At 56.1% G+C, this 14039-nt stretch carries 11 protein-coding genes and 1 pseudogene; 7 read left to right on the top strand and 5 right to left on the bottom strand.

The annotated features are described in order from the left end of the window. Position 1: 1 nt before the first annotated feature. From EAO78_RS09805 to EAO78_RS09795, 3 genes are all read right to left on the bottom strand, one after another. Positions 2 to 829, bottom strand: coding sequence for an IclR family transcriptional regulator (locus EAO78_RS09805; protein WP_162498065.1), 828 nt, complete (start codon positions 827 to 829; stop codon positions 2 to 4). A 438-nt stretch (positions 830 to 1267) separates the two neighbouring features. Further along, positions 1268 to 1462, bottom strand: a complete 195-nt coding sequence (locus EAO78_RS09800) for an aldo/keto reductase (protein ID WP_162498064.1) — start codon at positions 1460 to 1462, stop codon at positions 1268 to 1270. A 257-nt stretch (positions 1463 to 1719) separates the two neighbouring features. Further along, positions 1720 to 3036: an LVIVD repeat-containing protein gene (locus tag EAO78_RS09795; RefSeq protein ID WP_122105659.1), complete on the bottom strand. Its 1317-nt coding sequence runs from the start codon at positions 3034 to 3036 to the stop codon at positions 1720 to 1722. A 174-nt stretch (positions 3037 to 3210) separates the two neighbouring features. Here EAO78_RS09795 and EAO78_RS09790 point away from each other — a divergent pair, with 174 nt between their 5' ends. The 6 genes from EAO78_RS09790 (at position 3211) to EAO78_RS09765 (ending at position 10869) form a co-directional block, all read left to right on the top strand. Beyond that, positions 3211 to 4029, top strand: coding sequence for an aldo/keto reductase (locus EAO78_RS09790; RefSeq protein WP_122105658.1), 819 nt, complete (start codon positions 3211 to 3213; stop codon positions 4027 to 4029). Positions 4030 to 4598: 569 nt separating this feature from the next. Next, entirely contained in the window at positions 4599 to 6308 is a 1710-nt protein-coding gene (locus tag EAO78_RS09785; RefSeq protein WP_136516504.1) for an ABC transporter substrate-binding protein, read from the top strand. Between the two features lie 70 nt (positions 6309 to 6378). After that, complete coding sequence (locus tag EAO78_RS09780) at positions 6379 to 7380, top strand: ABC transporter permease (RefSeq protein WP_122105656.1); 1002 nt, start codon at positions 6379 to 6381, stop codon at positions 7378 to 7380. Then, a complete protein-coding gene (locus EAO78_RS09775) occupies positions 7377 to 8312 on the top strand; it encodes an ABC transporter permease (RefSeq protein ID WP_122105655.1) in 936 nt (311 codons plus the stop codon). The genes EAO78_RS09780 and EAO78_RS09775 overlap by 4 nt, the downstream gene beginning before the upstream one ends. Beyond that, positions 8309 to 9553, top strand: coding sequence for an ABC transporter ATP-binding protein (locus EAO78_RS09770; RefSeq protein WP_122105654.1), 1245 nt, complete (start codon positions 8309 to 8311; stop codon positions 9551 to 9553). The genes EAO78_RS09775 and EAO78_RS09770 overlap by 4 nt, the downstream gene beginning before the upstream one ends. Continuing rightward, entirely contained in the window at positions 9550 to 10869 is a 1320-nt protein-coding gene (locus EAO78_RS09765) for an ABC transporter ATP-binding protein (protein ID WP_122105653.1), read from the top strand. Before EAO78_RS09770 ends, EAO78_RS09765 begins: the two co-directional genes overlap by 4 nt. A gap of 243 nt (positions 10870 to 11112) precedes the next feature. On the opposite strand, the gene EAO78_RS09760 is transcribed toward EAO78_RS09765, so the two are convergent. After that, positions 11113 to 12042, bottom strand: coding sequence for a ketopantoate reductase family protein (locus EAO78_RS09760; protein WP_122105652.1), 930 nt, complete (start codon positions 12040 to 12042; stop codon positions 11113 to 11115). 152 nt (positions 12043 to 12194) lie between these two features. On the opposite strand from EAO78_RS09760, the pseudogene EAO78_RS18170 reads away from it, so the two are divergent. Beyond that, positions 12195 to 13025, top strand: a pseudogene (locus EAO78_RS18170) (transposase). Between the two features lie 221 nt (positions 13026 to 13246). Here EAO78_RS18170 and EAO78_RS09750 read toward each other — a convergent pair. Further along, the coding region (locus EAO78_RS09750) for an IS110 family RNA-guided transposase (protein ID WP_238987658.1) at positions 13247 to 14039 on the bottom strand (793 nt) is incomplete at its 5' end.

Genomic DNA, 14039 nt, shown 5'->3' with positions numbered 1-14039 from the left:
GTCAGTTCGAGTGGACGTGCCAGGAGTGTTTCGGCGAGAACGTCGCGTGGGAGTCGTACCAGGAGGTAAGCGAGAGCTCGACGCGTTCGACCGCCTCGAGCAGCCGGTCGCCCGCGGAGAGCGGATCGCCGGTCTCGCCCGGGACGGTCACCGTCAGCGCGCCCATGACCGTACCATCTCGACGGGAGAGCGCGCCCGCGAACGTTCGGTCCGATCCCTCCGGTCCCGTCTCGACCGCGTACCCTCGGCGGCGGATGCGGTCGAACCGATCCCGGACGTCGTCGTCGATGTCGAGGGCTTCGCGGTCGGCGGCGGAGTCGTCGTCCCCGGTGGCGTCCTCGACGGTCGTCGAGTCATCGCCCGTGCCCTCGTCGCCGCTCCGCTCGCGTTCGGCGAGCATCACGGGTCCGGCGATCGACTCGGTGAGGGGCGTCCGCTCCCCGAGGTGTCGCTCCTGGATACCGGGGGAGTACCCCTCCTGTGCGATCATCGTCGCGTCGTCCTCCTCCTCGAGATAGAGACGGACCACGCCGTCGGTCTCGGCCGCCAGCGACTTCATCTCGATCCGTGCCGCCTGATACAACGGCGACTGGTCACGGAGTCTGCCGCCGAGCCGGAGGAGCTTCGTCGAGACGTGGTACTGCGTGTCGTGGTGAGTCACGTACCCGCACTCGACGAGCGTCGTCAGGTGACTGTGAACCGTGCTCTTGCTCATTCCGAGCGCGGTTGCGACCTCGGTGACGCCGGCCCCGTCCTCCCGCTGGAGGAGCTCCAGGATGGTGAACGACTTCTCGGTGGTTCCCACCCGGTTCCGCGATGGTTCGGTCATACGTAACGATCGATCCATGAGTACAAATCTGTTCGGATATGCTAAATATATGACGTGTGTGTCGCCGCAGTCGGCGTCCGATCGGGGATGAAGCGCGTGGGATCCCGGTCCGAGAAGCGGGATACCACACGGTCGTTCATTATAGTGGAACCCGGTCATGGGTCGTGAAACCAATCCACGGTAACGTTCGGGACGTAGAGGCGTTATATCCACGAGTTCCGGATCACTCACCCGTTTGCGGAGTTCAAGGATCGAAAACGGAGCGAAGGTGTTCAGCTATACGGAACGGATCGTCTCGAGGGCGTCAATACCGGTTCGGTACCGCGGATCGGGAAGCGGCGGATGTGGCGAGAAAGGATCGGAACGGCGGCTTCGGCGAGGAAGGGTCGGAGCGGGGAAGCAAAGGACCGGAACGGGGAAGCGATCGGCGCTCGCCCGTCAGTTCGACCACGCCGGCGCGTACCGCGGGTCGTACTGCCGGTCGTGGCGGTCGATCGCGTCGATCCGTTCGATCTGCTCGTCGGTCAGGTCGAGGTCCCGCGCCCGGACGTTGTCGACGATGTGGTCGCGGCTCGTCGCCTTCGGGATCGGGAGAACATTCTTTTCGAGTGCCCAATCGATACTGACGCCCACCTCGTTGAGTCGTGTCGATACCTCTTCCCAGTGCGATTCGGACGCTTTAGATGCTCTCGTTGTGATCCGCTTGATACGTACCGTGCCTCAGGACATGGATGTGTACTATCAAGTTGTAATATCGTATGTGCAAAAATTAGATCTGAATTTCTTTGTGATCGAATTTGTCTTAGCAAAATGAAATAGCCAGTTAGCTATAGAGAATGAATATGATCGATGTTTCGGATCAAAAAATTAGTCAAAAGCAGTGGGTCCTGCTAGAAGAGGTCCGACTCGAAGATCATGAGACCACGGTTCGGATCGGTACAATAGATGTAGCCACGCGAATCGATGGCGACGTCTTCAACCTGCGATCCGAGTTCGTTCCGCGGCCGAGGCCCGTACCGCTTCTCCGGATCGGAGGGGACGAAGTAGCCGGCCTCCTGTGGCACTGCGGGATCGCTGATATCGAAGATCCGGACCCCCGCGTTGAAGTACGTCATGACGAGGTAATTGCTCTGGTGGAGTCGACAGTCCTCTCCTCGGGGATGATGCTGGTTGTGCGGCCCGAATCGACCGGGTTTGTCGAAATAGCTGTCGTACGGCGCATCCGGTTCCGGGATCGGATTCGGCATCGAGCTGACAACGCGGGGTCCATGGTGAGTCGTCCCCTCAAAGTGGGGCTGATCCTCGTCGGAGATGTCGACGAGGAACGTGTAGCCGAGCGGGTCACCACTCTCGTGGTCGAGTGGGTAGCCCTCATGGATCGCCTCACTGTTTATTGCAGCGAGATCGGTTCCAGGAATCGGGATGTAAGAGTGGACGCCGTTGTAGCCGCCTAGCCCCTCACCAAGCCCAAGATTGGTAACGAGCTCCGGATTCTCGATGTCAGAGATGTCAAGCGTGACCATACCGACGCGGCCGTAACTGAGATATGCCCGGTCATCCATTGCGTACGCAGGACCGTGGAAGTATCGGGTGCGCGGCTTCTCTGAGTCGTCTTCGGGGTGCTGTCCAGGCCACATGAACGTCGAGATCTCGGTGGGTTCCGACGGATCGGAGATGTCAATGATCCGGAGGTGGAAGTTCTTCACCGGATCAATCGTCCGGTCCTCGAGCGTCGGTTCGAATCCTTCCGGGCTCACGCACATGAACGCGTAGTCACCGCCGTTGTAGAAGTTCCGGTGAGTCCCACGGCCGCCAGTCTCATAGTGCCCCAACAGCTCGGGATCGGTTGGATCCGTCTCCACGTCCCAAATATATGCCCCAGTCTCGTACGGCTTCGACGGATCAGTCGATTCGCCGTGGGCTGGATCGGTAGTCCCCGGCCGTTCGAGGGCAGTAATCATCTTGCCGTCGGCCACCTGGATCTGCTTGGTTGTCGTGTTGTCCGGCCCCTCCACGAATCGTACAAGTTCCGGATCCGTTGGGTCCGTGACATCGACGATCGACCAGCCGCGGTGCCAGAAATGAGCGAGGTAGACGTACCAACGTCCGTCGACCTCCTGCATCGCGATCTTGAATCCCGGTCGTCCATTGAGCTCCGAATATCCAACAGGCGTGACGTTCTTCTGCTCGTCAGCTTCGAGTACCATACACTGTAGTTAGATACTTCACTATTATAGTTTTTGTAAACAATCAATGATTATGGATCTAGGATATTGGAAGAGCCGCTGTCTGTACTTGGGTCACTTGTAGAGATTTGCGGTGAAGTGCTAACTGGGCTCACCTGTAGATTTATTTAACCAAGTCGATAAGGAGAACTCGCAATGGCACCTGACGAACTACCACGGATCGGGTTTGGCACGCTGCGCATCGGTGACTCGACAGAAGTCGTTGAGACCGTCTCACAAGCGATCGAGGTCGGGTATCGACACATCGACAACGCACAGAAGTACGATAATCAAGAGGCGGTCGGCGACGGGATTGCCGAGGCCGACATCCCACGGGAACAGCTGTTCATCGCAAGCAAGGTTAACGAGAGCAACCTCGCCTACGAGGACGTGCTTGAAACGACGCGGGAAACGCGGGACGCGCTCGGTGTGGATACGATCGACCTCCATTACGTCCACTGGCCGGCCATCTCAGGGGAGGAAGACCGGTACGATCCGGAGGAGACGATCCCGGCATTCAACGAGCTTCTCAAGGAGGGAGTCATAGATCGAGTCGGGGTCGCGAACTTCGATGTCGATCTGATCGAGGAAGCTCAGATGCTATTTGACGCGCCGATCTTTGCCAACCAGGTGGAGATGCACCCGCTCTTACAACAGGAGGAATTGGTTGTCTACGCACAGGAGAACGACATGTATCTAGTGGCGTACAGCCCCTTGATCCGGGGCGAAGTCGATGAAATTCCGGATCTCAGGGAGATCGCGAGGAAATACGACGCGACACCCGCCCAAGTGAGTCTAGCGTGGCTGATGAGCATCGATAACGTCGTCCCGATTCCAAAAGCGACCGGCGATCACATTCGAGAGAACTACCATGCGCTTGATCTCAAACTTGATCCGGAGGATATCGACCGCATCGAATCGATCGAGCGAGAACGGCGTATCGTCGATCGTGGCAAGGGTCCCTGGCAGTGGTAACTGGTCTGGTCTGACTCGCAGAAATCCGTCCCTCTTCCGCGATCGCATTCTATCCAGAGAATGCCTCCAGGTGCGAGTTACACTTGATCGCCATCGTAGCGCAAGCATTCCTGCGTAGCCACACTCAAAGAGACTTCGCGTCTGCGTGCTGTTTGTCGACGAACTACAACCAGATCGGCAATCAGTCAGCCATCCTGTTGGAAACGGAGGCCGTAGAGTTGACGAAGAAGTCGAACGATTGTGTGACTAACCAGCCATGGAGGTATTCGGTTTCTTTATTCTTGGACTCCATCGAAGATTAACCGTGGTCGGATGAGGAGTGTTGACTATATCAGGATAACCGGTCGAGCGGTATGTCTTCATGAGATGTTTCGCCATGCTGGCAGATCATGTTCCCGGATACGACTGGTCGCTCAAACTCATAAATAGCAAGTACGAGCGTGAAACGTGAGGAAATCAATCGCTCAGCGAGACCTTCATCGTTCTCCACAATGCGACGGCCTAACCTTGACACCCTCTGTCAGCCCTAACCTAAATTATAAATAGGTAGGATCGTATTGACTAGGCGCATGCCACACAGTGACAACAGTTACAGGGCATCACGGCGGGCTGTCCTCAAATACGGTAGCGTAACGGCAGGAAGTATCGCACTAGCAGGTTGTTCCAGCGAAGATCCCGATGAGGGTGACGGTGGAGATGGTGGAGATGGTGGAAATGGTGGAGATGGTGGAGATGGTGGAGATGGTGGAGATGGTGGAAATGGTGGAAATGGCGGAAGCAACGAAGTGATCGTCACGCAGGGCGCCCACACCGGGACGATGGACCCACAGGACTTTACTGGGTCACCCGCTCGCTCGATCATTTTCAACGCCTACGACAAGCTGATCACGCTGGACTTCCTCGGCGACGGGTCGCCGATTCCTCAACTCGCAAGCGGCTGGGATCGGATCGAGGACGAAGTCCTCCGGATCAACATCAGAGACGGGATCACCTTCCACGACGGCTCTGAGTTTACGAAAGAGGATGCGGCGTACTCGATCAATCGGGTCGCCGATCCCGATGTCGGGATGACGACGCGGCGCGAGCTGCTGAACGTGGAAGGGGCTGATGTGGTCGATGGGGAGAACGCGATCGACCTACAGCTTACGGCTCCCGACCCGATCATCGTCCAGCGACTCGGGTTTGCCGGTGGCGTGATCAATCAGGATTGGGCTGAGGAAAACGACCAGGACATCGGTCAGATCGAGAACGGAACCGGTCCGTACCGCCTCGTTGACTTCGAACCCGACGTGAGTGTCACGTTCGAGCGGCTCGATCCCGACGAGTACTGGGATCCCGAACTCGAGCATCAACCGGCCGTTGATCAGTCGTTGGAAGCTTTCCCCGAGGAACTTACGTATCAGGCCTCCAGCGAGGCTAGTACTCGGATCAGTCAGCTTCTCGCGGAAGAGAGCCACATCATAAACGGTGTACTACCGGAGGACATGGAACGGATCAACGACTCCGGGCACGCGGAGGTCCGCGACGTGGCGACTGATCGGACGATGATGCTGATGATGAAGTACGACGTGGAGCCGTTCAGCAGTCTCCAATTCCGGCAAGCACTAAACCACGCTATCGACAAGGAGACGCTAATCGAGACCGTTCTTGAAGGTCTCGGCCAAGTCACACACCAAGTGACACCCGAAACGTGGTTCGGACACGATCCGGGCCTGCTTGAGGAGGATATGTATCCGTACGATCCCGGCCGGGCAGAGGAGCTTATTGAGGAATCCGGCCACGCCGGATCGGAGATCACTCTCGCAGTCCCACAGGGTCGGTATCTCAAGGATTCCGAGGTGGGACAGGCGATCGCCGGTCAGCTCGATTCGCTGTCGAATCTCACGGTCGACGTAGAGATCCGCGAGTGGTCGAGCCATCGAGACCTGATATCACCCGAATACGATCCCGCGCCGGCGTTCCATTTCTTCGGGTTCGGTTCCGCACCGAACGACGCGTCGATCAAGATCGACCGGAACTTCACGACGGGGCGTCTTGATTCCGACTTCTCGATATTCTCCGATCCGGACATCGACGCGCTTTCCGAAGAGGCAGCCAACACGCTCGACACCGGCGAGCGTGAGGAGATCCTCCAAGAAGCGAACCGAGTCGTCATGGAGAAGGCCGCATGTGTTCCGATATATTTCCAGGCGGCACTCTTCGGCACTAACACGGATGTCGTCGACTTCACTCCGATCCCGAAAGAAGAGATCTACTGGTTCTCGATGAACATGCAGTGATAAATAATATTATTTATAACATTTCAGAACAAGAGACACGATCGAGATCAAGTTGTACCACTTCGAATAAATGTCGTTATTAAAATTCACAATCAAACGGACGATCCACGGTATCGTTGTAGCGTGGGCAGCGCTGACAATAATTTTCGCTCTCAGGTTCATCTCACCTGTGGACATCGCGTCAGCGCTCATCCCACCCGATGTCCCGCCAACTGCTCGTGAGAGTCTGATCGAAGACCTTGGACTCGATCAACCCTGGTATGTCCAATATTTGAGATATATTGGTGGAGTGGTACAGGGTGATCTCGGGTATTCGTACGTGTCCCGGATATCGGTCAATCAACTCGCGATCAATCGACTGCCGGCGACGCTCGAACTCGCAGTAGCGGCGACCCTCGTTTCAGTAGTATTGTCGATCCCACTCGGAGTCATCAGTGCGACCAATCGTCATCAAGTACCGGACTACCTAGCGTCGTTTTTTGCACTGCTGGGTATCAGCACACCTAACTTCTGGCTTGGGATCATGCTCGTTCTACTTGTGTCCGTCATGCTTGGCTGGTTCCCGACGAGCGGTCGTGAGTTCGGGTTCTACGAGGCGATGAGATTACTCATACTAGATGGAAATCGCTACGGGATCATTCAGTGGCTCTATCATATCACGTTGCCAGCGATCACGCTTGGAACGTACTACGTTGCACTGCTCACACGACTTACGCGGAGTGAGATGCTCGATCAGCTCAGCGAGGAATACGTACGCGTCCTCCGGGCAAAGGGACTTCCAGAGACACTGGTTACATTCAAACACGTACTCCGAAACAGTCTGATCCCGGTCGTCACGGTACTGGGTCTACAGTTTGGGTCGTTCATCAACGGAGCTGTTGTCGTCGAGGTGGTATTCCGATGGCCGGGGATGGGTGAATTCCTCATCCGAGCGATTCGAACTGTCGACTGGCCTGTGATCCAAGGTACGCTGATCATCATCGCGATCACGTGGGTCACGATCAATTTCGGCGTTGACATATTGTACACAATTATTGATCCAAGAGTGACGCTAGAGGGTGAAAGCGAATGATTTCAACACGCACGATCAGAAATCTCAAGAACGAATTGAGTCGATCCTTCCTAGCAAAGCTGGGATTGATCCTCGTCGGAGGTGCAATCTTCGTCGCCGTTCTCGCCCCCCTGCTAGCACCACATGATCCGACGCAACAGATGTTACAGGTCCGTAATCAACCGCCGGTTTTCCTCGGCGGGACGTGGGAGTACCCGCTTGGGACAGATGCACTCGGTCGAGACATGCTCTCACGTGTTATTTACGGTGCGAGGACATCACTTCTCGTCGGCGTTGTCGCGTCTGGATTTGGGGCGCTTGTCGGGATCGGAATTGGAATCATTTCCGGATACTACCGCGGCTGGATTGACGACGTTGCGATGCGGAGCGTCGATGTCTCACTCGCAATTCCCGGCCTTGTGTTGGCTCTCACGATATTCTCGATCATCGGACCGATCGCGATCAATATCCCGGATCCAATCGTCGCACTCGGGTTCGCCCAAGAGATGCCTGACAGCTTCACATTCCCTGGAACCGTTGCATTCGTGATCGGTGTTATCGCAGTCCGACAGTTCGCTCGCCTCGCGCGCGGCGAGGCACTCTCGGTTCGTGAGGAGGAGTATGTCAAATCATCTGAAGCAGCTGGTGCTAGCAACATCCGCGTCATGTTCATTCACGTTCTTCCGAATACTATGACACCTCTACTCGTCTTCTGGACGCTGCGGCTTGCTCACGCAATCCTAACCGAGAGTACTCTTTCTTTCCTCGGATTCTCCGGAACGACGCTGTCGTGGGGTTATGACATCTCTGCTGGTCGCGATTACCTCGGAACAGCGTGGTGGATCGCTAGCGTTCCAGGGGTGGCAATCCTGTTTGCAGTCATCGGTGTAAATTTGCTCGGTGATTGGCTTCGCGACGCACTTGATCCCGGTCTTCAAGAGGGATACGAATGACACACAACGACGCTTCGACGACTAGTGTACAGCGGTCCGCTGGAACAGACAATGAGCCGGATTTCGGTCCCAACACGCTGTTGAAGGTTAGGAACCTGTCGACCAGATTCTTCACAGACGAGGGACAAGTAAATGCCGTCGAAAGTCTCGACTTCGAAGTCAAGGAGGGCGAAGTATTCGGCATTGTCGGCGAATCCGGATCCGGAAAGAGTGTAACGGGACTGTCGATCCTCGATCTGATCGAAAGCCCTGGACGGATCACTGACGGCGAAATCTGGTTCCGAAACAGATCGCTCGCCGACGAATTCAACGAACAGCAGTCACAGGCGGTTCGCGACGAGTTCGTGAATCTGCTGGAGCTACCCGAGAGCGTCCACCGATCGCTCCGCGGGAACTCCTTCAGCATGATATTCCAAGATCCGATGAGCAGTTTCGATCCGACTTCGACTGTGGGTGAGCAGATCGCCGAGGCAGTGGAGGTACAGCAGCGCACGAGTTCGAATCCCCGATCTGCTCGCTCTCGAACGCAGGGGTACGGCTTCAAATCGATGGTTCTGGGGAGTATCCTTCCTTCGAAAAGCTTCGTCACGGAACCAAGCATGGAGCGTGCAATAGAGTTGCTCGAACTTGTCGGGATACCTGATCCGAAGAAGCGAGCTCAAGAGTACCCTCACCAGTTCTCTGGAGGAATGCTCCAGCGAGCGATGATCGCACAGGCGCTCGCTGGTGAGCCAGATCTGCTGATCGCCGACGAACCAACCACTGCACTTGATGTGACGATCCAAGCGCAGATTCTCAGCCTCCTCAGTGATATCCAGGAGGAACGAGGTATGAGTGTTATCCTGATCACCCACAATCTCGGAGTAGTCGCCCGTGTGGCCGACCGCCTTGGTGTGATGTACGCTGGAGAGATCGCCGAACGGGGCACTCTCAAGGAGATCTTCGAGAATCACACTCACCCCTACACCGCCGGTTTACTCGGATCGATTCCGGAGATCGACGAAGCAGAACGACTCCGTCCGATCCCGGGGAACGTGCCGAGCCTGCTGGACCACGAGATGGGAGACCGGTGTTACTTCGCCGATCGCTGTCCAAAAGCCATGGAAGAATGTATGGAGAAGCCACCTGAATACGAGATCAACGATGACCACAGAGTACGATGTTACCTTGCTAACAGGGAGTTCGACGAAGATCGATCGATTCGCGATCACTTCGACGGTGAAGGGGGTGAGCCGTCGTGAGTTCTGACACACTCGTCTCCGTCGAAGACCTCGAGAAGCACTTCGATCCAGAGGATTCGTTTCTCGACAAATTACTGAATCTCGAGACACCGCCGGTCCAAGCCGTTGACGGCGTCTCCTTCGACATCAAGCGCGGCGAGACTTTCGGACTCGTCGGCGAATCGGGCTGTGGCAAATCAACGATCGGAAAGACGATCCTCCGGTTGCTGGAGCCCACTGGCGGTGCGACATATTTCGAGGACGAGAACATCTACGAGATGGACAAGTCGGAACTCAACACCCTCCGACAGGACATCCAGATCGTCTTCCAAGACCCGTTCTCAAGTCTAAACCCACGGCTTACGGTTGGCGAGATTGTCCGCGAACCACTCGACATCCACGACATCGGAACGAAAGCCGAGCGGCGAGAGAAGGTCGTCGCAATGCTCGAACGGGTTGGGCTCTCTGAGGATCAGATCGACCGCTATCCGCGGGAATTCTCCGGGGGGCAGCGTCAGCGGATCTGTATCGCTCGTGCGCTCGTGCTTGAGCCGGAGTTCATTCTTCTCGACGAGCCAGTATCGGCACTGGACGTGTCTGTCCAAGCACAGGTTCTTAACCTGCTCGATGATCTGCAGAAAGAATTCGGACTCACCTACCTGTTTATTGCTCACGATCTCGGAGTCGTACGCTACATCTGTGATCGAGTTGCAGTCATGTACCTCGGGCGTCTTGTTGAGATCGGTCCGACCGACATGATCTTCGACGATCCACAACACCCCTACACGAGGGCGCTGCTCGAGTCGATCCCACGGGCGGATCTACAGGAACAGCACCGCACGATCGAAGGGGTCTCCGGAGATGTTCCTTCACCGCGGAATCCTCCGAACGGTTGTCGGTTCCACACGCGCTGTCGTGACGTTATCCAGCCGCCGGATTTCGAGTTCGAACAGGAAACTTGGCAGAACCTCGTCACGCTTCAACATCGTCTGGAGACGAACCCGAGGAGTCTCTCAGAGTACACGATCGATGAAGATACGTCAGACAAAGAGACGATCGCACGGCATGCCTCCCGAATCCGAGAGGTATTCGGGCTCCCAACCCTCAACTCGGATGCCGAATCGGTCATCAACAAAGCAGCGCACCTCGCCGTTCAAGGCAATTTTTCCGAGGCCCATCAGACTCTCAATAATGCCTTCACTACGATCTGTCGAACCCGCGATCCTAGTGGGATCGATATCGGTGAGGATCGCGAGGTCGCCTGTTTCCTCTGTTACGATGAGCCGCCATCAATCCCGAAAACACCGGACGCATCGACGGAGAACGATAATGACTGATCCACTCTAATCAGTCACTACCAAATTTCGGTTAACAGACAATCATACCCGGATCGGCGAAACTCATACCGTGGAACTATATCATATCGTACTGAGTATCGATCCCGAAAATCTGTTCGTGAGAGTGATCGACATGTACGCTGATGCTGGAATCGGCAGCGGGCTAGTCAATGTATGGATGATAACCGATAGAGGAATTTCGGGAGACAAAAACAAATGAGAATGATGCGGGCGACAGCCGTACTACTGGTCGGGAGCGTTCCGAACGGCCCAAGGGTACAAGACCGCATATACGCTTCGAGTCCAAGGAACAGAGATGTCATGCTCGTCGGCCTTTCGGACGAGCGTACCGTGGAGAGCCTCGAGTTCCATCCGATTGCCGTTGACCATGTCGTGGTATAGCGAAGAGTAAGTCCCTTCGTCGAGATTCTTCGCGAATTTGATCCATTCTTCAAGCGCGGTGTCGGTCACCTCGACTCCTTCCGCAACTGCAACATCTCGGGCCTCTTCGAGGAGACCGCAAAACAGTTTCCAGGATTCGTCGACGTCACGGATCTCGTCGATCGGGAGACGGATCGCCGCAGTTGAGCCTGCCTGTGCGCAAATAAACATGAATTTCTCCCAGAGGTCAATCCAAATGTCTGCCGAGTGAACACCTTCCATGCCGTCGGCCCGTTTGCAGAGCCTCCGAAGCCGCTCGGCTCGATTACTTCGTGTCCCGTCTATCTCCCCGAAGATGATCCGTGCAGGCCCGTCGGCGTGCTGAACGTGGCCAGGCTCACTAATCGTCGAAAAAATATACGCCAATCCGCCCATCACGTGTTCCTCGCCGATCTCGGCCGCGAGCTTTCTTTCGTTGTCGACGCCGTTTTGTAGCGAAATAACTGCAGTCTCTGATCCGAGGAGCGGGCCGAGCTTCTCGATGATCGCCTCGGTGTCAAACGATTTTACACAGACAAGCACATAATCGCATTCGCCGATCTCGGCAGGGTCATCCGTTGCCGGGAGGTTGACATGAAAATCACCGTGTATACTCTCGATGTGGAGGCCGTCCTCCTGTATGGCTGCGAGATGTGAACCGCGCGCGATCAAATGTACGTCTGCACCCGCGCTTGCTAACTGTCCGCCGAAGTAACCACCGATACCACCGGCACCGTATACTGCTATTTTCATAGAAGAGTGTTAGTATCATGAATTATAATTGTTTTGTAGCCATCTAATAGGTAGCTAATGCCACCGAGTATCAAGGCTCTACTCTAATGAATCCGCAGAAGGTGGCGGGATAGCGTCGCTGTAAAGGCAATGGCGAAGCGGAAGAGTTGAATGTGTCTACCCTACTCTTCCACTTCGTTAAGCAAGCCGGGTCGCTGACTCAAAAGCGCTGTGCCGCCAATCCGACAGCGGTGAGTGATCCAACTGGCAACAGATTTCCCGGCTGGAAGCATGTCACGCTCCGGTTTTTGAGGGTTCACATGGACGCGACGTACCGCGAAATTGTGGATTGGGCGAGTGAGATAGATCGAGTTCGACGGTTGTTACAGCTATCGCGGACAGCATTTCTCGCATCCTCAACGCTGTACCGGTCGTTCGAGAGGGTTCCCATGCCGGTGTGGCGGCGCTTACTTCAAGCGACTGCTCAACAGTGCGATCCGGATTCGCATGGAGCAATCGATGCCACCTTCTTTGACCGTGAAACGGCATCGAGACACTACCAACACCGCTCGGATCGACACATACGCACGCTCAAAACGACGCCCCTCGTCGGTACTGACTCGTGTGCCATCCTCGATATTCACTGCTCGGCACACTGGCCTCACGACACCCAGGACAGCCGTCGAGTGGCTCTTCGCAACACCGAAAAATCGAGAGTCTCGCCGGTGACAAAGGCTATGACGACCAATCGCTGCGGGACACCTTCGTTCAGAGGGCGTCCAGCCATTCCTTCACCATCGGCTGTTCGATGCCTACGATCGCGCGCACAACGCACGGTTGGACAGCGAATTATACGGTCAGCGCTGGATGTTTGAGACTGTGCCTTTTCGGCCATCAAGTGTCGGTTCGTCCCCGCTGTCCACCCTCGCGAGCGGTACCGTGAGTTCCGTGAACTCGTGTTGATCGCCGCAGTCTACAACCTCGAACAGACTCTCAAACAGTGATCCCCGCGCCGTCATCGGATTCACCTATGGAAACGCTGCTAGCCGGGCAAACCACGTCTAGCGATAAAATGATTACGCCGTCTGGGGATCTGCTGTTCCTACAGCCGGGAGGCGGTCGGAACGTGTCTGCGGTGCGGTCGCTGTCCGGCGATAGCTGACGCTCACGGAGGGCCTCGGCTGGTCACTGAGGGCCGCCGGACCGGCGGCCCTCAGATCACCCTCTATGCGGTCACACCCGGTGGATCGTACACTTCTCTCCGATCAAGCATGTGGTAGATCGATACCAGCATCTTCCGAGCTGCTGCCACGATCGCTTTTTGTGAGTTCTTCCGGCTTGCTAACCGGTCGTAGAACCGGCTCAGATACTCGTCGTTACTGGTATGGACTGCGGTGTTTGCTGCTTGAACGAGCAGCCATCGCACGCGACCTGATCCACGTTTCGAGATACCCCCTTCGATCCGCGAGTCGCCTGACTCGCGGATCACCGGGTTCAATCCGACGTAACTGACGACCTCCTTGTCACCGTCAAACCGGTCGATCCCACCTAACTCCGCGTAGATCGTCAGCGCCGTGTAGTAGCTCACCCCAGGGATCGTCATCAGCAGCTGGGTCTCCTTCAGAGACCCAGCACGCTCTTCGATCGTCTCATCGAGCTTCTGAATCTCTTCGGTGAGCGACTCGATCAGGTCGAGGTACGACTCAAGCAACGTGTCGAACGGCGTCGGGATCGAGAGTCCCCGCAGGGACTCTCGTCCCTCCACGGTTAGCGGTTTCACGTCTTCGGTGATGCCGTGATCGGAGAGGAGTCCATGGACCTTGTTGGCGTACTTGGTACGGTTTTCGACCAAGGTCTGTCGCCCGCGCACTCGTGCGCGGGCTTCCTTGACCTCCTCGGTCGGTACGTAGCTTTCAGGCACCGAATTTAACCGGAGCATCCGCGCGAGTTCTTTGGCGTCAACGCGGTCGGTTTTCTTGTCGGTGTCTGCGATCTGGTTGATCTTTTTCGGATGAGCA

This window comes from Halobellus captivus (assembly GCF_003697845.1).
In the GTDB taxonomy this organism is placed as follows: Archaea; Halobacteriota; Halobacteria; order Halobacteriales; family Haloferacaceae; genus Halorubrum; species Halorubrum glutamatedens.
Note: the sequence above shows the minus strand (reverse complement) of the source record. Positions and strands in the feature narration are given on the sequence as shown.